Genomic DNA, 18,026 nt, shown 5'->3' on the forward strand with positions numbered 1-18,026 from the left:
TGACGCGGATTGTGAGTCGATGAGGACTCAGTGCTTATCGGTCCGCATCACCTTGGTCCGCAGGACGGACTCATTCAGGTTCAGCTGGCGATCGAGCTCGGACACGGTGGCCGGTTCGGCCTTCACGTCGACGACGGCATAGATGCCTTCGGCGTGCTTGGCGATCTCGTACGCCAGCCGGCGCCGGCCCCAGATGTCGACCTTATCGACCGAACCGCCGTCACTCCGGATCACGTTCAGGAACGTCTCCAGCGACGGGGCCACGGTGCGCTCGTCGAGAGTGGGGTCAAGGATGACCATGATTTCGTATGGACGCATGGGAACCTCATCACCTCCTATGGTCGTAGCGGCCACGGCGTATCCGTGGCAGAAGGGTCGCCTGCGTCGGCAACCTGGCAAGGCTACTCCAACATGGGCTGATCAGCGAAATCGCTGCGCCGGTCGGATTTAGACTTCGGCCGTGTTCGCCGAGACGCGGTATGCGCTCAACGGGGGTCTGCGTGTCGCCTACCGGGCGTCGGCGCCGGGTGCCCGCGACATCGTGTTCGTGCCGAATTGGTTCACCTGCTGTGAGATCGTTCCCGAACTGAAGTCGATACAAGGTTGGGTCGAGGCGATGACGTCGCTGGGCCGGCTCATCTTCTTGGACCAGCCCGGCACCGGGGCATCCGACCCTGTTGAACCCGGCGCGATGCCAACCCTCGAGCAATGGACCGACAGCATCGCCGCGGTGCTCGACGACCTCGACAGCAGCGAAGCCGTGCTTGTCGCGATCGACGGTGCCTTCGCAGCCGCGGCGCTCTTCGCCGCCACATATCCATCGCGAACCACCGCTCTCGTTGCCCTCGAGGGCTACGCCGAGATACAAACCATCCGGCCTCACGAGACCTTCGCGGAGACGATGACCGCGTTGTGGGGCTCAGGCGAGCTCCAGGCCCTGATGAATCCCGACATGCCGTGGAACGAGGAAATCCGGGCGCAGTGGGCGCGGATGGAACGCCTCGCGGTCAGTCCCGCCACCCTGGCGGTGATGCTTGAAATGGTGCAGTGGCTGGACGTCCGGGCGGTACTTCCCAGCATTCGCGTGCCGACCCTGGTCATTAATCATCTCGACGATCCGTTCGTCGTGCCGCAGATGGGTCGCAATATCGCCGACAACATCACCGGTGCGAAATATGTTGAGCTGCCAGGCCGCAACTTGTTTCATTTCGTCGAGCCCTGGCGCGCGTCCTTTCAGCGGGTCGCCGAGTTCCTCACCGGACATGAAGCCGAGGTGCCCGACGATCGGGTGCTGGCCACGGTGCTGTTCACCGACATCGTCGACTCGACTCGCCGGGCGGCTGAGTTGGGGGACCGTGACTGGCACGCGCTGCTCGACGCCCACGACGCCGTCGTCCGCGCCCAGCTCTCTCGCTTCCGTGGCCATGAAGTCAACACTTCCGGCGATGGCTTCCTCGCCACCTTCGACGGACCGCAACGAGCGATCCGCTGCGCCATGGCAATTCGAGGCGCGACCGGAGCGCTCGGCATCGAAATCCGGGCCGGGCTGCACACCGGTGAATGCGAAGTCCGCGGCGATGACATCGGCGGCATCGCGGTACACATCGGAGCCCGGGTCAGCGCACTGGCCGGCCCGAATGAGGTCTTGGTGTCCAGCACGCTGCGCGACCTCGTCATCGGCTCGGGGCTCGAGTTCGATGACCGCGGCAGCCACCGCCTCAAAGGGGTCCCCGGCGATTGGCGCCTGTTCGCCGTCGCCCCGAACGCCTAGTTCCGCCGGCCGTAGTACTCCAACGCCAGCTGCAGGGTGGCGTCCGAGACCTGGTCCACCGCGCCGGCGTGAAACGGCGGCTGCGGGTCGTACTCGATCATCAACTGGCTGGCCTCCGCGGCCCGGCGCCCGATCAGCAACTCCACCAGCCGCAATGCCATGTCGATGCCGCTGGACACCCCGGCCGCGGTGATGATGCGCTCCGGCAGGTGCTCGACGACCCGCGCCGGGGAGTAGATCGCGCCGAGGGATTCCAACAACTCGGTGGCCCGCCAATGCGTGCCTGCGGTCAGCCCGGTCAGCAGCCCCGCGGCGGCGAGCACCAGACTGCCCGTGCACACCGAAGTGGTGAAGGTCGTATGGCGGTGCACCTCGCGAACCCAGTCGAGCACCCGCTCGTCGGTGACGAGGGTCCGGGTGCCGATCCCGCCGGGGAACACCAGGACGTCGGGCTCGGAGACTTCGTCGAAGGTGGCGTCGACGGTCAGACCGAGCATGCCGTTGTCGCTGCGGACTTCGCCGCGCTGGTGCCCGACGAAGACGACGTCGATCGACGGGATGCGCTGCAGCACCTCGTAGGGGCCGATCGCGTCCAGTGCGGTGTTACGCGGGAACAGTGCTATCGCGACTTGCATCGGGTGCCTCTTGCTCCTCGGCCTTGTCTGCCGGCGCCTCACGCGGCCGCAGCCACCGCGGGAACCACTTTGGGTGCGCGTCGTCGGCGCCGTCGAACACTCCCCCGGCCGGATCGTCCACCCGGCCACCCCAGCGCACCAAGTCCAATTCGGGCCGGTAGATCTGGCGCACCACCAACACCATCAGGGCCGCCACCGCGATGTCACGCAGGAGCACTGTGGCGGTGAACCACTGCTCGGGCAGACCCTTGTTGGCCTCGCCGTAGAGGTAGTACATCCGCGGCACCCACACCAGCATGTCAACGGTCATCCACGCCAACAGAAGTCGCCGGTGTGGCAGCGCGAGCACCGCCAGCGGCACCAGCCACAGCGAGAACTGCGGACTCCACACCTTGTTCACCAACAGGAACGCCGCTACCGTCAGGAACGCCAGCTGCGCCACCCGCGGCCGCTGCGGTGCGGTCAGTGCGATGTAAGCGATTGCCGCACAACACAATAGGAACAGCACCGCGACGAAGGTGTTGAGGATCACCGGCGGTTGCCAGAACCCGAGGTTGGTGTCAAAACCACCCCATCCGGTGAACGACTTGACCACGTTGTAGAGCGAGTCCATGTCATCGCCGCGGCGGGAGTTGAGCCGGAAGAACTCCGACCAGCCGCGCGGAAACAGGGCCATCACAGGAAGATTCACCACAAACCACGCACCCACCGCGGCCACCACGGTTTTGGCCGCCTCGGGCATTCGGTCGGTGCGAATCGCCAACACCACCAACGGGAGGAGCAGGAGTGCGGGATACAACTTGGCGGCCACCCCGAGGCCGATCAGGATGCCGGCGAGCACCGGCTTCTTGCGCGCCCACGCCAGCAGACCGCCGATCGCGAAAGCTGTAGCCAGCGCATCGAAATTGGTGAAGACCTGGAAGACGAGCACCGGCGACGCCGCCACCAGCGCGGCATCCCACACTCGCCGGCCCGCCAGCCACGACGACGCCCACACGGTCGCCAGCCACGCCAACGCAAGACCGATCGCCGCGAAGTTGAAGAACATCACCACTTCGGCGACCGTCGGTAGCGAGACCATCTTGGCCACCGCGGTGTAGGTCTTGGCCAACGCCATCGACACGTACTGGTACACCCCGGTCAGAACCGGATACTCCATGTAGCGCACCGCAGGCTTGCCGTCGTACCGGATCTGCGGCCGTCCGCTCGAGTCGGTCTCGAGCCAGCTCGATTTGTACGGAAAGCGGCCTTGGCTCAACAACTCCGCGCCGTAGAGCGGCACGGTGTCGGAATAGCACAGTTCGAAGTAGGCGCGCTGATTCTGCCAGTTCGCGACCCGCTGATCGGGTGCCCCGTTACCGACGGTCTGCAGGCACGGCGCCTTCGTCGACCACCCGAGCGCCAGGACCACCAGCGCCATCATGAACATGACCCGCAGCGGAGTGAAGATCCGCGTCCGGCCGATCAGCGCATGCCGGCCCACCGGGCCGCCCACCACCTCCGACAGCGCAGAACCTAAAGCATCAGTGCGACTTGGCATGTCGCGATCGTCCGCGCTGCGCCGATCCTCGGCCAGCGGTTGAGGGGAGACGGTGGCGCGGCCGTCGGTCACGGCGGCGGAGGCGGTAGGGGTGCGCCTGCGTCACCGCCGCCGATCGGCGCCGGTTGTTGCGGTCCGCCTGACGGCGGTGGCACCGGGCCACCACCCGGCGGAGCCGTGATGGTCGTCGGCGGTCCGAGCGGAATCGTGATGCCCGGAGCCACTTCGATACTGGGCTGGATGACCGTCTCAGACGGCGGCGGGGGCGGCGGGGGCGGAGCCGCCGGAACGCCGGCATAGCCACCGATCTCGGTTGGCTTGGGGAACGACTCGTTGTCGGTGCCCTTGAGCGCCCCGTCCATCGTCGACTTCCAGATGTCCGACGGGATGCCCGAGCCGTACACCTGCCCGCCCGACGCGGTGACGAGTGGCTGGGTGCCGTCGGTGGTGCCCACCCACACCGCCGTCGCCAACGACGGGGTGTAACCCACCATCCACGCGTCGCGGTTGGCGTCGGTGTCACCGAGCTGATTGGTTCCGGTCTTGGCCGCCGACGGCCGGCCTCCGGCCAGGTTGTGTCCCCGGGAGTAGCCGGCGATCGGCTGCATGGCCGCGGTCACGTTGTCGGCGACCGCCTTGGGGATGCGTTGTTCTCCGGTGTTGTCGGTGGTGCTGGCATCGAAGAGCACCTCGCCGCGGGAGTTGACGACCTTCTGCACGAAGTGCGGCTTGTGGTAGACCCCGGAGTCGGCCAGCGTCGCGTAGGCAGAGGCCATGTCCAGCACTCGAGACTGGTACTGACCCAGGACCACGCCGTTGTTCGGTGGCCCGCCCTTGCCGTCCTCGGACAGCGTGTGCTCCACGCCCGGGAAGCTTTCGGCGATACCGGCTCGGTGTGCGGCATCGGCGACATCGCTCGGCCCGTTCTTGAGCTTGAGCATCAGCCGGTAGTAGGAGGTGTTCAGCGACCGCTTCAGGGCCTCGGCAATGTTGCAGACCCCGCAGCCTTCGCCTTCGACGTTGGTGATCTTGATGCCGTTGACGGTGACCGGCGAGCTGTCGATCTGATAGCCCAGGCCCATCCCCTGCTCGAGGGCGGCCACCAACGCGAACACCTTGAACGACGAACCGGTCGGCAGGCCGGCCTGTGCGAAGTCGAAGCCCTGCGCATCCGAACCGCCGTAATAGGCCTTCACGCCACCGGTTTTCGGGTCGATAGACACCACTGCCGAACGCATGTCCGGCATCTCACCCTGGAGATTCTTTGTCACCGCATTCTCGGCGGCTTGCTGCGCCTTGGGGTCGATCGTCGTGGTGATCTGCAGACCTTGGGTGTTGAGAGTCTGCTCGTCGATGTTGAACAGGTCGAGCAGTTCCTTGGTGACCTGGCGTTCGATAAGACCGTTTGGCCCGGTCGTCACATTGTTGGAGCGGGCCTGCTCCGGCGACACCGTCTGCGGGAACACCTGTTGAGAGCGTTCGTCTTTCGAGAGCGCGCCCATCGACACCATGCCGTCGAGCACCCAGTCCCAGCGCTTGGCGGCGCCGTCGGGATCGATCGCCGGATCCAGGGTCGACGGTCGCTGGATCAGCGCGGCCAGCAGGGCGCCCTCCGCGACGGTCAACTGCTCGACCGGCTTGTCGAAGTAAGCCTTCGCGGCCGCTGAGATGCCGTAGGCGCCGCGGCCGAAATAGATGATGTTCAAATACGCCTGCAGCACTTCGTCTTTGGACCACTCGCTCGACATCTTCGTGGAGATGACGAGTTCTTTGGCCTTGCGCACCACGCCGCCGACGCCTGAGCGGGCATCGCCCACGAGCGCGTTCTTCACGTACTGCTGGGTGATCGTGGACCCGCCCTGCAGGTCACCGCCGAAGAGGTTGTTCTTCAGCGCGCGGGCGAAGCCGGAGAACGAGAAGCCCGGATTGCTGTAGAAATCGCGATCTTCGGCGGCCATCACCGCGTTGCGAACCTGGACCGGAATCTGGTCGATGTTCACGTCGACCCGGTTGCCCTCCGGCGGAACGATTTTCGCCAGTTCCGAGCCGTCACTTGCCAGGATCGTCGACACCTGGTTGGTACGCAGGTCACCCGGCTGGGGCACCTTGACGATCAGGTAGGCCATCCCGAAGGTCAGCAACGGCAACACGATCAACACCACCGCGGCCAGGTACAGCGACCGGCGCACCCATTTCCAGTTGACCTGCTGCGAGAAGCTCGGGGGCTTGAACGGCGGACGGCCACCCGGTCCACCGGGGCCACCCGTGCGTCGTGGCGGTGGCGGTGGCGGTGGCGGCTTCGGCGGCGGTGTGCCATCGAGGGCGGCCTTGACGACGTCGACCGGGTCGCGCAGCAGGGGCGCGGTGTCGTCGCGGATCGGCTCGATGATCGACGTCAGCCGGTCGTCGGGCGGGACCTGCCTGCGGGGCGCGGACCGCGACGGAACGGAACCCTCGCCGGCCACGGGGAATCGCGTCGTCGGCGGTTCGAAGCTACCGGACGCACCCTCGGCCCCTGATCCCTTGCGGATGTCAGCGGCAGGCCGGTCGGGACGCCCTTCGCTATTCACTGGCCGTACGCGCGCCGGAACGCGCCGTCTGGGTGCCCCGGCGTCCGCGCGTCCCGTTGGTGGGACGCGGCGCTCCGAGCACGTAGGACTTGACCAAGTGATTCCATTCGCAGGTCCGGCATACCTCCACCACGTGTACTGAGAATTCGTCGAATCGAGTTGCCAGCAACACCAGCTCCTCGGCGGTGCGCGCGGATCCCGAAACCGCACCCAGGTGATCACCGAACACCCAGGACACCAATGTCAGCGGCTCCTTGCGGCAGATCGGACACATCACCGAACTGGGCTTGCCGTGAAACTTCGCGGCCCGCAACAGATAGGGATTGGCGTCGCAGACCTCAGAGACACCGGTTCGACCGGAGTACACCTCAGCCAGCAGGGAGCGTCGCCGAAGGGCGTAGTCCACCACCTGTCGCTGCAATCGCACGATCACCAGAGTACGTCGGCGATCTGGGCAACGACGCGCGACCGACTCGAGGCGCCGGAGAATATGTGCCTGGTCTGCACTCTTGCTCGGAGAACTCTTACGATCATCGCCGTGGCGACATCGCAGACGGCCAGCACGCGCGCGAAGGACAGCGACCGCAACGACACGTGCCAGATCCTGGACACCGCGCTGTCCGAGGGGCAGCTGTCGATGAGCGAGCACCAGCAGCGCGTGAAGGAGGCGACCACCGCGACGACGCTCGGCGACTTGCGTGCCCTCGTCTCCGATCTGCAGACCGCGAACGCCCCGGTGCAGCTACCCACGCTGAAGAAGCCGCGGCTGTCGGCGCCCGGTGCCGGCGGCAGCTGGGGTATCCGCCTGGCGATCGTGGGTGTGCTGATCGTGCTCGGCATCGGCATCGGCTGGGGGTTGTACGGCAACACACCGTCGCCGCTCAACTTCACCTCCGACCCGGGCGCCAAGTCCGACGGGGTGGCCCCGGTCGTGCTGACCCCGCCGCGTCAGCTGCACTCGCTGGGCGGACTCAACGGGTTACTCGAGCAGATGAAGAAGAAGTTCGGCGACACCCAAGGCAACCGCCTGGTGATCTACCCCGACTACGCGTCGCTGACCCGGCCCGATCCCAACGACGACCGCCGCGAGCTCAACTACACCTACCGCGGCGGCTGGGGCGACCCGAGCACGTCGGCGGCCAGCAGCGACGCCGCGCTGGTGGACCTGAGCAAGTTCGACGCCAAGGCCGTCGTCGGCGTTCTGCGCGGGGCTCCCGAGACGCTGAATATGAAGCCCGGCGACGTCAAGAGCACTTATCTGATCATCGAACCCAGCCGTGACCCCACCGCCGCGGGCACGGTGACCGCCGAAATCTACGTCTCGAGCGATTTCGGCAGCGGGTACATCCAGCTGTATCCGGACGGCACGGTCAAGCAGGTCAACTACCCGTAACCGTCGGGCAGCCATCAGGACCGTTGGCGGATAAGTAGCGTTAAATATATCGCTCCGATACTATCTGCGGAGGTGTCGAAGCGCCGTAACGGTCGAGCAAAGGAGGTGACCCGATGTTGGAGCTTGCCATCTTGGGTCTTCTGCTCGAGTCCCCCATGCACGGCTACGAACTGCGCAAGAGACTGACGGGTCTCCTAGGGGCGTTCCGCGCCTTTTCTTACGGCTCGCTGTACCCGGCCCTGCGCCGGATGCAGGCCGACGGGCTGATCGCCGAGGACACCGCACCGGCGGGAACCACGGTGTTACGCCGCGCACGGCGGGTATATGCGCTGACCGATGCCGGTCGTCAACGGTTCGCCGAGCTGGTGGCCGACACCGGTCCGCAGAACTACACCGACGACGGCTTCGGTGTACACCTGGCGTTTTTCAACCGCACACCGGCCGAGGCACGGATGCGGATCCTGGAAGGCCGCCGGCGCCAGGTGGAGGAACGTCGCGAAGGTCTGCGGGAGGCCATCGCGCGGGCGAGCAATTCGTTCGACCGCTACACGAAACAACTGCATCAGCTGGGCCTCGAGTCCAGCGAGCGGGAAGTCAAGTGGCTCAACGAGCTGATCGCCGCTGAGCGGGTGGCCCAGAGCCATCCAGATCAGGCCTGACGCGGCCACTGCAGTACCTGACAGCAGCCAGTAGAAGTACGAGTTAGGAGAACGTCCCATGACGGAGCACAACGGAACGTCGACAGATGTGCGGGTCGCCATTGTCGGCGTCGGCAACTGCGCGTCCTCACTGGTCCAGGGCGTGCAGTACTACAAGGACGCCGACGCGAACGCCACCGTTCCCGGTCTGATGCACGTGAAGCTCGGCCCCTATCACGTACGCGACGTGAAGTTCGTGGCCGCGTTCGACGTGGACGCCAAGAAGGTCGGCTTCGACCTGTCCGAGGCGATCTTCGCGTCGGAGAACAACACCATCAAGATCGCCGACGTGCCGCCGACCGATGTCGTCGTTCAGCGCGGCCCGACCCTGGACGGCATCGGCAAGTACTACGCCGAGACCATCGAGATCTCCGACGAGCAGCCCGTCGACGTCGTCAAGATCCTCAAGGACGCTCAAGTCGATGTGCTGGTGTCCTACCTGCCGGTGGGCTCGGACGAGGCCGACAAGTTCTACGCGCAGTGCGCCATCGACGCCAAGGTCGCGTTCGTCAACGCGCTGCCGGTGTTCATCGCCTCGGATCCCGAGTGGGCCAAGAAGTTCGAGGACGCCGGAGTGCCGATCGTCGGTGACGACATCAAGAGCCAGGTCGGTGCCACCATCACCCACCGCGTGATGGCCAAGCTGTTCGAGGACCGCGGCGTCACCCTGGACCGCACGTACCAGCTCAACGTCGGCGGCAACATGGACTTCAAGAACATGCTCGAGCGCGAGCGCCTGGAGTCCAAGAAGGTGTCCAAGACCCAGGCCGTGACCTCCAACCTCACCGGCTCGCTGGCCGGCAAGATCGAGGACAAGAACGTGCACATCGGCCCGTCCGACCACGTCGCGTGGCTCGATGACCGCAAGTGGGCCTACGTCCGCCTCGAGGGCCGCGCCTTCGGTGACGTGCCGCTGAACCTGGAGTACAAGCTCGAGGTGTGGGACTCGCCGAACTCGGCCGGCATCATCATCGACGCCGTGCGCGCCGCGAAGATCGCCAAGGACCGCGGCATCGGCGGCCCGATCATCCCGGCCTCGGCCTACCTGATGAAGAGCCCGCCCAAGCAGCTGGCCGACGACATCGCCCGAGCCGAGCTCGAGAAGTTCATCGCCGGAGGGCAGGAGCGCTAGCGACCCGGGAAACAACCCGGCGAGTAACACCCACCGCACAGGGTGCGGCCAGATCCAGATGGGACGCCCCATCGCGATCTGGCCGCACTTTCGCGTTAGATGGCTGTGTGATCTCCGATGACGAACTGATCCGCCTCGACGACGAATTCGCGCTGCTGCCCGAGAACGCCGCGCAGGCCGGAGTCAGTGGCGAGTTACCGTCGGTCGCCAGGATCGAATCCGGCCCGATCAGCGCGCTGAAGTGGGGCGCCGAAGCGCCGCAGGTCGTCTTCCTGCACGGCGGCGGCCAGAACGCCCACACCTGGGACACCGTCATCCTCGGTCTGGGTGTTCCGGCGCTCGCGATCGACCTGCCCGGCCATGGCCGCTCGGCCTGGCGAGAAGACGGCGACTACGGCCCCCGGCTGAACGCCGAAACGTTGCGGCCTGTGCTGAACGAATGGGCGCCGAGCCCCCGACTGGTGGTCGGGATGTCATTGGGCGGGTTGACCGCGCTGCGCATCGCGACCGTCGAGCCGACCCTGGTTCCCGAGCTGGTGCTCGTCGACGTCACCCCCTCGGCGCCCGAGCGTCATGAACAGATGAGCCAGGCTCAGCTGGGCGCGGTCGCCCTGGTGCAGGGCGAGCGCACGTTCGAGAGCTTCGCGGCCATGCTGGACGTCACCGTCGCCGCCTCCCCGACCCGGAGCCGAGAGTCGCTGCGCCGCGGCGTCTTTCACAACTCAAAGCAGCTCGACGACGGCACCTGGACCTGGCGTTACGACTCGTTCCGAAAGGGCGCGAAATCCGGCGACGGACTGCCCGAGTCGTTCGCCGGCCTGTGGGACGACGTCCCGTCCATCACCATGCCCACCACGCTGGTGCGCGGCGCCAACTCGTTCTTCGTCAACGACGAGGATGCCGACGAATTCGCCCGAACCGCACCAGGATTCCAGCGCGTGATCAAGGTTCCCGACTCAGGTCACTCGGTCCAGGGTGACCAACCCCGCGCGCTGATCGAGATTCTGCGAGACGTGCTCGCCGGCTGAGCGTCTGCGCCCACCGGGAATACCGGCGCCGACACCGACGTACGGTGGATAGGTGACCTTCCCCATTCGCATCGGCGTGCAATTGCAGCCGCAGCATTCCACCGATTACGACCAGATCCGCGATGCCGTCCGCCGCTGTGAGGACATCGGCGTCGACGTGGTCTTCAACTGGGACCACTTCTTCCCGCTCTACGGCGATCCCGAAGGTGCGCACTTCGAGTGCTGGACCATGTTGGGCGCCTGGGCCGAGCAGACCTCGCGCGTGCAGATCGGCGCGCTGGTCACCTGCAACTCGTATCGCAACCCGGAACTGCTGGCCGATATGGCTCGCACCGTCGACCACATCTCGGACGGCCGGCTGATCCTGGGCATCGGCTCGGGCTGGAAGCAAAAGGATTACGACGAGTACGGCTACGACTTCGGCACGGTCGGTAGCCGCCTCGACGACCTCGCGGGTGCGCTGCCGCGCATCAAATCGCGGCTGGCCAAGCTGAACCCGGCGCCGACCCGGGAGATCCCCATCCTCATCGGCGGCCAGGGCGAGAAGAAGACCCTGCGCCTGGTTGCCGAGCACGGGGATATCTGGCACGGCTTCACCAACGCCGAGACCTACCCCGGCAAGGCCGAGGTGCTCGACCGGCACTGCTCGGACGTCGGCCGCGAGCCGGGCCAGATCGAGCGTTCCTCGGGTGTGGAAGGCCGCGACCGCGACACCATCGTCGCCAACGCGGAGGCCCTGACCGGGTTGGGCGTGACGCTGCTGACCGTCGGCTGCGACGGACCGGACTACGACCTCGGGCCGGCCGAGGCTTTGGTGAGCTGGCGCGACAGCCGCTAGATCCGATTGCCGCTAGCAGGGCTCGAATTCCAGCGGCAGCGACTCCAGACCGAAGGTGCCGGCGGGCCACAGCGTGGTGGCCTCGCCGGCCAACCGGTAGTCCGGAATGCGCGCGTGGAACTCCTCGATGGTCAGCCGCAGTTCGCGGCGTGCCAGGTGCGAACCGAGGCACCGGTGGATACCACCGCCGAATCCGAGGTGGACGGCCTTGGCGTTCAGATCCATCTCGTTCGCCGTATAGGCATACGGCCCATCGCGATTCGCGGTGAACAGCATCAGCATGACCTGTGAGTTCGCCGGGATCGTCACGCCTTCGACCTCGACGTCGGCGGTCGTCACGCGCGGCACGCCCGGTACCGGGCCGTCCAAACGCAGCACCTCTTCGACGAAAGGCGGGATCAACGACGAGTCGTCGATCAGCCGGTGACGCAGTACCGGGTCCTTGGCCAGGGTGAGCAATGCGAAACCGATCGCACCGGTGACGGTGTCCAGCCCCGCCAGGATGATCAGGAAGCACAACCCGAGGATCTCGGCGTCCGTCCAGGCTTCGTCGCCGTCGAGGGCCAAGATGTTGCTCAGCATATCGTCGCCAGGGTGAGTTTTCTTGATCTCGATCTGCTCGGCGAGGAACCCGAAAAGTGCTATGCTGCAATCGATTACCGACTGCGACGTCTCCTGGCCCAGTGACGAGATGTCGGCACCCTTGATGATCCCGCTCACCCAGGTCAGGAATGTGGGCAGGTGCTCCAGCGGCAGGCCGAACAATGTCAGGATCGCCTGGGTGGGGAATTTGTAGGACAGGTCGGCGACGACGTCGCAGCGGCCGAGCGGGGCGAACTTGTCGATGTGCCCGCGCAACTGCGCCCGCAGATCGCCGTCCATTTCCGCCATGCGTTTGGGGCCGAACATCGGATCCAGCACCCGCCGGTAGTCCGCGTGCTTGGGCGGATCGATCGCGATCGGAATCATCTGCACGGCGTTGGCGACCCCGTCGAAGGCCCGCGCCGAGGAAAACAACTCGGGGTGCTTCTGGGCGAACCGGACGCCCTCGTAACTGGTGATCATCCACAGCGAACCGACCCGATACACCGGCCCTGGCTTCCGCAGATAGTCCACGGCGGCGGTACGCCCGCTCGGGATCGGAGTATCCGCATAGTAGCCGTCAGGCATTTCCAGCGTCGTCATTGGCGGAGCGTAACGAGACTCACAGTCTTGTTTGCACAGATTCGGCGAGATACCCGCTAGTAACCAGGAAGATTGCGGCGAGTGCTACGCCTCCTGGATGCGGCGGAGAGGGAAATGCCCAAACGCTACGGGGTCAAAGAGAAGGACTTGGTCGTTGCGTACGTCCTCGACATGCTCCTCACCGGCCGGCTGCGGTCGGGAGATCGGCTGGACCGCAACGAGATCACCGCTGCCCTCGGGCTGAGTCGCGTGCCCGTCCAGGAAGGGCTCAATCAGCTCGAACACGACGGCATCCTGGAGTCGCGTTATCACCGCGGGGCGTTCGTCCGCCGCTTCGACGCGGACGTACTACGCGAGCACCATGAGGTACACGGTCTGTTGACCGGTGCGGCGGCCGCCCGCGCCGCCGCCGATCCCCGGCCCGATGTACTCGACAGACTCGAGCAGTTGATGGCCGGCATGCGTGCCGCGACCGAATCGCGCGAATTCCTCAACACCGCAGACGCGTACCGCGAGATCGTGCTCGAGGAATACGCCGGCCCGCGCCTGACCGCGGGCATCCGCGCGTCACGCGGCTTCATGCCGCAGGAGTTCTGGGCCACCCATCCCGACACCGTGGCCCAGCTGTTGCCGCTCGCCGAGGCCGAGCACGCCGCGATCCGCCGTCGCCATCCGGCGGCAGCGCGACAGGCCTGCCTGGACCGTACCGATCTGATGGCCGACGTGCTGGTCGTCGAGCTGCATCGGCGCGGGGTGCTCGGTGGTCACTTGGATTCCGTCTGATCGCAAGGCGTGCCGGGATGGCCCCGGGCAGTACCTTGCTAGTGATGCCTTTACACATACGTCTGGCGGCAATGCTGTCGGTCCTGCTGATGGTCGCCGGGTTGGTGGCCGCCGCACCCGCGGGCGCGGACCAGTGCGCACCGCCGGGCAAGGAGTCGGCCAGTGCGCTGCCGACCAACCTGGCCGCCGCGGCCAAGGGGCCGGAAGCCGACAAGTACACCACCGCCACCGTGGAGCCGCTGACGTCGGTGAACCGGGACGGGCTCGGCCTGATCACCCCGGGCACGCTGACGGTGGGCACGCTGTCGGATGCGCCACCGAGTATCTGCATCGACTCGAAGGGACAGTTCACCGGGTTCGACAACGAGCTGCTGCGGGCGATCGCCGACAAGCTCGGCTTGAAGATCTCGTTCGTCGGCACCGAGTTCTCCGGTCTCCTCGCCCAGGTGGCCGCCCGTCGCTTCGACGTCGGATCGTCGTCGATCACCACCACCGATGCGCGCAGGCGAACCGTCGGCTTCACCAACGGCTACGACTTCGGCTACTTCTCGTTGGTGGTGCCGTCGGGTTCACCGATCACCGGCTTCGAAAAACTCGGACCGGGTCAACGCATCGGGGTGGTGCAGGGCACCGTGCAGGAGGCCTACCTGGTCGACACACTGCACCTGCAGCCGGTGAAGTTCCCCGACTACAACACCGTCTACGCCAGCCTGAAGACCCGACAGATCGACGCATGGGTGGCTCCGTCACAGCAGGCGGTCGGCACGGTCAAGCCCGGCGATCCGGCGCAAATCGTTGAAAACACTTTCAGCTTGGACAATTTCGTCGCCTATGCGGTGGCGAATGAGAACAAGCCGTTGATCGACGCGTTGAACGCAGGGCTCGATGCCGTCATCGCCGACGGCACCTGGTCGCGGCTGTACTCCGACTGGGTGCCCAGAGCTTTACCACCGGGCTGGAAGCCGGGGTCCAAGGCGGCGCCCGTACCGCAGCTGCCGGACTTCGCCGCAATCGCCGCGGCTCACAAGAAACCCGCCGGCACGGCGACAGCCCCGAAGTCGGTGCTGACGCAGCTGCGCGAGTCGTTCGTGGACTGGAACCTCTACAAGCAGGCGATCCCCGATCTGCTCACCACCGGGCTGCCCAACACGTTGATCCTGACCATCAGCGCCAGTGTCATCGGGCTGCTGCTCGGCATGGTGCTGGCCGTCGCCGGCATCTCGCGCTCGCGATGGCTGCGTTGGCCGGCCCGGGTCTACACCGACATCTTCCGCGGGTTGCCGGAGGTGGTGATCATCCTGCTGATCGGCCTGGGTATCGGGCCGGTCGTCGGCGGTCTGACCGGCAACAACCCGTACCCGCTGGGCATCGCCGCGCTCGGACTGATGGCGGCGGCCTATATCGGCGAGATCTTCCGCTCCGGCATTCAGAGCGTGGACGCCGGGCAGCTGGAGGCGTCGCGCGCACTCGGGTTCAGTTATGCCTCGTCGATGCGATTGGTGGTCGTCCCGCAGGGTGTGCGACGCGTGCTCCCCGCCTTGGTGAACCAGTTCATCTCGCTGCTGAAAGCCTCGTCGCTGGTGTATTTCCTCGGTCTGATCGCCAGTCAGCGCGAGCTGTTCCAGGTGGGCCGTGACCTCAACGCACAAACCGGCAATCTGTCGCCGTTGGTGGCGGCCGGCCTGTTCTACCTGTTGCTGACGATTCCGCTGACCCACCTGGTGAACTACATCGACGCCCGGCTACGCCGCGGCCGCACGGAGCCCGACGACGATCCGCTCGCGCCGCCCACCACGACCCAGGAGATGGTGTGATGGCGTCTCTTCCCGAGCCGGTTTCGTTGGCCTCCAACGACATTCACCTGGCATTCGGCACCAACCAGGTGTTGCGCGGCGTAGACCTCGACGTTCCCGCCGGCACCACGACGGCAGTGATCGGGCCGTCGGGCTCGGGTAAGTCGACGCTGCTGCGCACGCTGAACCGACTCTACGAACCCGACCGCGGGGACATCCTGCTCGACGGCAAGTCCGTGCTGAGTGACGATCCCGACGCACTGCGCCAGCGCATCGGCATGGTGTTCCAGCAGTTCAATCTCTTCCCGCACCGCAGCGTGCTGGACAACGTCGCACTGGCGCCACGCAAGCTCAAGCGGCTGTCGGCCGACGAGTCTCGCGAGCTGGCGCTGGCACAACTGGACCGAGTCGGGCTCAAACACAAGGCCGAGGTGCGCCCGGCCACGCTCTCCGGCGGCCAGCAGCAGCGCGTCGCGATCGCGCGGGCACTGGCGATGGCCCCGCAGGTGATGTTCTTCGACGAGGCCACCTCGGCTCTGGATCCCGAGCTGGTCAAGGGCATCTTGGCGCTGATCGCCGAGCTCGGTTCGGACGGGATGACGATGGTGGTCGTCACCCACGAGATGGGGTTCGCCCAGTCGACCGCGGATTCGGTGGTGTTCATGGACTACGGCCAGGTGATCGAATCCGGGCCACCGGACAAGATCTTCACGGCCGCCGAGACCGAGCGTCTGCAGCGTTTCCTGTCGCAAGTTCTGTAAGTCCTGGCAGAAAACCGCGTATCACGCGGTTGACAACCGCTGACAGGTTAGACTAGCGAACTATGATTGAGGCCGAGCCGCAGGTCACTGACCTGTCCGGGGACCTGCAACGGGTCCTGTCGAAGCTCTTTTCGGTCTTGCGCCGTGCCGACACCAAGTCCAGTACCGCCGGAGCCGACCTCACCCTTGCACAGCTGTCCATCCTGCTGACCCTGCTGGATCAGGGTCCGATCCGGATGACCGAGCTGGCCGCGCGCGAACGCGTGCGCACCCCGACCACGACCGTGGCGATCCGCCGTCTGGAGAAGCTCGGGTTGGTCAAGCGGTCCCGTGACCCCTCGGATCTGCGGGCCGTGCTGGTCGAGGTCACCCCGCAGGGGCTGGTGCAGCACCGCGAGGCGCTGGCCGTGCGGCGCGCGAACCTGGCCGCCCTGCTGTCGAAGCTGACCGACGAAGAGCGCGACACTCTGGCCGCGGCACTGCGACCGCTGGAGCGGTTGGCCGAACAGGCCGAGACCTAGGGTCTAGCCCAGCCAGTCCAACACCGCCGCGGCGGTCCAGGACTGTTGCATGCTGCCCAGTGGCTCGCCGGTGAACGGCTCGTAATACTCGGCGAAGGTGCCGTCGCTGGCCTGCCGAAGACCTTCCTGGCGTAGCAGCAGCGAGCGCTCCGACCATCCCCGGCGCGCGAACGCCCACGAGAACAGCCATGTCAGCACCGGCCAGACCGGGCCACGCCAGTACTCCCGGGGCCGGAAATCCTTGGAAACCGGTGACGTCGAGGGGATCACCGCATATTTCAGGTCCGGGTGTCCGCTGAACCGGGGGCCTTCCAGAACCCGCAGCAGCGCACGTTCGCGGTCGTGCGGCAAGCCGCCGCACAGCAGCGGTGCAAACTGCGCGGCCGTCTCGGTGGCGATCCATTTGTCTGTTCTGACATCGAAATCCCGTGCAGCCCCGGTCCTTTCGTCGGTCGTCTCGACGACGCCCTGCCGGAACCGCTGGGCCCACGAGTAGAGGTCACGGACGTCGGCGTTGGGCCGTTTGTAGTCCTCGCCGATGTTGGCCAACACATCGCACGCCACCGCGAAGATCGCCGAGACGAAGACGTCTTCGACGGCGAAGCTCATCACCTTCGGCAGCAGATCGTCGTCGTAGCGAACCGATTTCATCTCTTCGAGCAGCCACAGGTAGCGGTCGTACTCGGTGTCGGACGGCCGCTGGCTGGCATCGGTGACGATGTGGTTGTCCTCGCGCTGGTACTCCGGCAGATTGCCGGGAATCACGTTGGCGTACGCGGAATCCCAGCGTGGCGAGTTGTCCATCCCGGATTCCCAGCCGTGGTACAGGGTGATGCGCCCGTGGCCGTTTTGATCGCGGGCCTCGGCCAGCCAGCGATGCCAGCGCACCAGATCCGGCCAGCGGCGGTCCAGGAATGCTTCGGCGACGGCACGGGTGGAGCGGCCCCTGGTGCGGGCACGATCCAGAATGCGTTGCACCGCAATGGCATGCACCGGCGGCTGGGTGATACCCGAGGTGTGCCGGGTGCGCGGGGCGTTGGCCGCCAACGCCGAGGTGGCCCAGCGGGCCGGGCCCGGGAAGTATCCGTCGACCCCGTTGGCGAACACGATGTGCGGGATCATCCCGTTCGTCCACTGCGCCGACAGCAGGGTGTCGAGTTCGACCACGGCGCGCTCGACGCTCAGCGGGGCCAGTCCGACGGCGACGAACGCCGCGTCCCAGCTCCACATGTGCGGATAGAGCAGTGGCGCCGCGGAGGTCATCACGCCCAGGTCGTTACCGCGCAGAAGGTAGGCCGCGCGGGCCGCCAACTGTGTCGGGCCGAAGCTCGGGTCGTATGCCACGCGTTCATTCTGCGGCGCGGGAGTCCGAAACGCA

Annotated in this window: 17 protein-coding genes; 10 read left to right on the top strand and 7 right to left on the bottom strand. The window is 66.2% G+C overall.

What is annotated here, in order from left to right; all coding sequences use genetic code 11:
* Positions 1 to 27: 27 nt before the first annotated feature.
* The gene (gene rpsF / locus AB431_RS29070) at positions 28 to 318 is read right to left on the bottom strand and encodes a 30S ribosomal protein S6 (protein WP_036342207.1); all 291 of its coding nucleotides are present in this window, start codon (positions 316 to 318) and stop codon (positions 28 to 30) included.
* A gap of 142 nt (positions 319 to 460) precedes the next feature.
* Between rpsF and AB431_RS29075 the strand changes: the two genes are divergently transcribed.
* Complete coding sequence (locus tag AB431_RS29075) at positions 461 to 1,771, top strand: adenylate/guanylate cyclase domain-containing protein (protein WP_047332868.1); 1,311 nt, start codon at positions 461 to 463, stop codon at positions 1,769 to 1,771.
* Here the strand turns inward: AB431_RS29075 and AB431_RS29080 are convergent.
* The 4 genes from AB431_RS29080 to AB431_RS29095 all read right to left on the bottom strand — a co-directional run bounded on the left by AB431_RS29080 (position 1,768) and on the right by AB431_RS29095 (position 6,943).
* Positions 1,768 to 2,406 carry a DJ-1/PfpI family protein gene (locus AB431_RS29080; protein ID WP_047332869.1) on the bottom strand — a complete coding sequence of 213 codons (639 nt, stop codon included), beginning with the start codon at positions 2,404 to 2,406 and terminating at the stop codon, positions 1,768 to 1,770. The genes AB431_RS29075 and AB431_RS29080 overlap by 4 nt on opposite strands.
* Positions 2,375 to 3,946 (bottom strand): glycosyltransferase family 87 protein, encoded by a 1,572-nt coding sequence (locus tag AB431_RS29085; RefSeq protein WP_235435978.1) that lies wholly within the window; start codon positions 3,944 to 3,946, stop codon positions 2,375 to 2,377. The genes AB431_RS29080 and AB431_RS29085 overlap by 32 nt, the downstream gene beginning before the upstream one ends.
* Positions 3,947 to 4,014: 68 nt before the next feature.
* Positions 4,015 to 6,411, bottom strand: coding sequence for a transglycosylase domain-containing protein (locus tag AB431_RS29090; RefSeq protein WP_047332871.1), 2,397 nt, complete (start codon positions 6,409 to 6,411; stop codon positions 4,015 to 4,017).
* 97 nt (positions 6,412 to 6,508) lie between these two features.
* Complete coding sequence (locus AB431_RS29095) at positions 6,509 to 6,943, bottom strand: DUF5318 family protein (protein ID WP_047333912.1); 435 nt, start codon at positions 6,941 to 6,943, stop codon at positions 6,509 to 6,511.
* A 111-nt stretch (positions 6,944 to 7,054) separates the two neighbouring features.
* Between AB431_RS29095 and AB431_RS29100 the strand changes: the two genes are divergently transcribed.
* The 5 genes from AB431_RS29100 to AB431_RS29120 all read left to right on the top strand — a co-directional run bounded on the left by AB431_RS29100 (position 7,055) and on the right by AB431_RS29120 (position 11,605).
* A complete protein-coding gene (locus AB431_RS29100; protein ID WP_082135840.1) occupies positions 7,055 to 7,909 on the top strand; it encodes a DUF1707 domain-containing protein in 855 nt (284 codons plus the stop codon).
* Between the two features lie 113 nt (positions 7,910 to 8,022).
* Positions 8,023 to 8,568, top strand: coding sequence for a PadR family transcriptional regulator (locus AB431_RS29105; protein ID WP_047332873.1), 546 nt, complete (start codon positions 8,023 to 8,025; stop codon positions 8,566 to 8,568).
* A 58-nt stretch (positions 8,569 to 8,626) separates the two neighbouring features.
* Positions 8,627 to 9,739, top strand: coding sequence for an inositol-3-phosphate synthase (locus AB431_RS29110; protein ID WP_047332874.1), 1,113 nt, complete (start codon positions 8,627 to 8,629; stop codon positions 9,737 to 9,739).
* A gap of 107 nt (positions 9,740 to 9,846) precedes the next feature.
* On the top strand, positions 9,847 to 10,767 hold the full coding sequence (locus AB431_RS29115; protein ID WP_047332875.1) for an alpha/beta fold hydrolase: 921 nt from the start codon (positions 9,847 to 9,849) through the stop codon (positions 10,765 to 10,767).
* Positions 10,768 to 10,819: 52 nt separating this feature from the next.
* Positions 10,820 to 11,605, top strand: coding sequence for an LLM class F420-dependent oxidoreductase (locus tag AB431_RS29120; RefSeq protein WP_047332876.1), 786 nt, complete (start codon positions 10,820 to 10,822; stop codon positions 11,603 to 11,605).
* Between the two features lie 12 nt (positions 11,606 to 11,617).
* Here the strand turns inward: AB431_RS29120 and AB431_RS29125 are convergent, their stop codons facing one another.
* Positions 11,618 to 12,790 carry a cytochrome P450 gene (locus tag AB431_RS29125; RefSeq protein ID WP_047332877.1) on the bottom strand — a complete coding sequence of 391 codons (1,173 nt, stop codon included), beginning with the start codon at positions 12,788 to 12,790 and terminating at the stop codon, positions 11,618 to 11,620.
* A gap of 114 nt (positions 12,791 to 12,904) precedes the next feature.
* Here AB431_RS29125 and AB431_RS29130 point away from each other — a divergent pair, with 114 nt between their 5' ends.
* The 4 genes from AB431_RS29130 (at position 12,905) to AB431_RS29145 (ending at position 16,648) form a co-directional block, all read left to right on the top strand.
* The gene (locus tag AB431_RS29130) at positions 12,905 to 13,573 is read left to right on the top strand and encodes a GntR family transcriptional regulator (RefSeq protein ID WP_047332878.1); all 669 of its coding nucleotides are present in this window, start codon (positions 12,905 to 12,907) and stop codon (positions 13,571 to 13,573) included.
* A gap of 44 nt (positions 13,574 to 13,617) precedes the next feature.
* On the top strand, positions 13,618 to 15,387 hold the full coding sequence (locus AB431_RS29135; protein ID WP_047333913.1) for an ABC transporter substrate-binding protein/permease: 1,770 nt from the start codon (positions 13,618 to 13,620) through the stop codon (positions 15,385 to 15,387).
* Positions 15,387 to 16,127, top strand: coding sequence for an amino acid ABC transporter ATP-binding protein (locus tag AB431_RS29140; RefSeq protein WP_047332879.1), 741 nt, complete (start codon positions 15,387 to 15,389; stop codon positions 16,125 to 16,127). The genes AB431_RS29135 and AB431_RS29140 overlap by 1 nt, the downstream gene beginning before the upstream one ends.
* Before the next feature lie 62 nt (positions 16,128 to 16,189).
* A complete protein-coding gene (locus AB431_RS29145) occupies positions 16,190 to 16,648 on the top strand; it encodes a MarR family winged helix-turn-helix transcriptional regulator (protein ID WP_047332880.1) in 459 nt (152 codons plus the stop codon).
* A 3-nt stretch (positions 16,649 to 16,651) separates the two neighbouring features.
* On the opposite strand, the gene AB431_RS29150 is transcribed toward AB431_RS29145, so the two are convergent.
* Positions 16,652 to 17,992, bottom strand: coding sequence for an amylo-alpha-1,6-glucosidase (locus tag AB431_RS29150; RefSeq protein ID WP_047332881.1), 1,341 nt, complete (start codon positions 17,990 to 17,992; stop codon positions 16,652 to 16,654).
* Positions 17,993 to 18,026: the final 34 nt, after the last annotated feature.

This window comes from Mycobacterium sp. EPa45 (assembly GCF_001021385.1).
GTDB lineage: Bacteria > Actinomycetota > Actinomycetes > Mycobacteriales > Mycobacteriaceae > Mycobacterium.

Bases quoted from the DNA above. Each gene is read 5' to 3' on its own strand.
- rpsF (WP_036342207.1), bottom strand. From the start codon at position 318: ATGCGTCCATACGAAATCATGGTCATCCTTGACCCCACTCTCGACGAG.
- AB431_RS29080 (WP_047332869.1), bottom strand. From the start codon at position 2,406: ATGCAAGTCGCGATAGCACTGTTCCCGCGTAACACCGCACTGGACGCG.
- AB431_RS29085 (WP_235435978.1), bottom strand. From the start codon at position 3,946: ATGCCAAGTCGCACTGATGCTTTAGGTTCTGCGCTGTCGGAGGTGGTG.
- AB431_RS29105 (WP_047332873.1), top strand. From the start codon at position 8,023: ATGTTGGAGCTTGCCATCTTGGGTCTTCTGCTCGAGTCCCCCATGCAC.
- AB431_RS29110 (WP_047332874.1), top strand. From the start codon at position 8,627: ATGACGGAGCACAACGGAACGTCGACAGATGTGCGGGTCGCCATTGTC.
- AB431_RS29125 (WP_047332877.1), bottom strand. From the start codon at position 12,790: ATGACGACGCTGGAAATGCCTGACGGCTACTATGCGGATACTCCGATC.
- AB431_RS29130 (WP_047332878.1), top strand. From the start codon at position 12,905: ATGCCCAAACGCTACGGGGTCAAAGAGAAGGACTTGGTCGTTGCGTAC.
- AB431_RS29135 (WP_047333913.1), top strand. From the start codon at position 13,618: ATGCCTTTACACATACGTCTGGCGGCAATGCTGTCGGTCCTGCTGATG.
- AB431_RS29140 (WP_047332879.1), top strand. From the start codon at position 15,387: ATGGCGTCTCTTCCCGAGCCGGTTTCGTTGGCCTCCAACGACATTCAC.
- AB431_RS29145 (WP_047332880.1), top strand. From the start codon at position 16,190: ATGATTGAGGCCGAGCCGCAGGTCACTGACCTGTCCGGGGACCTGCAA.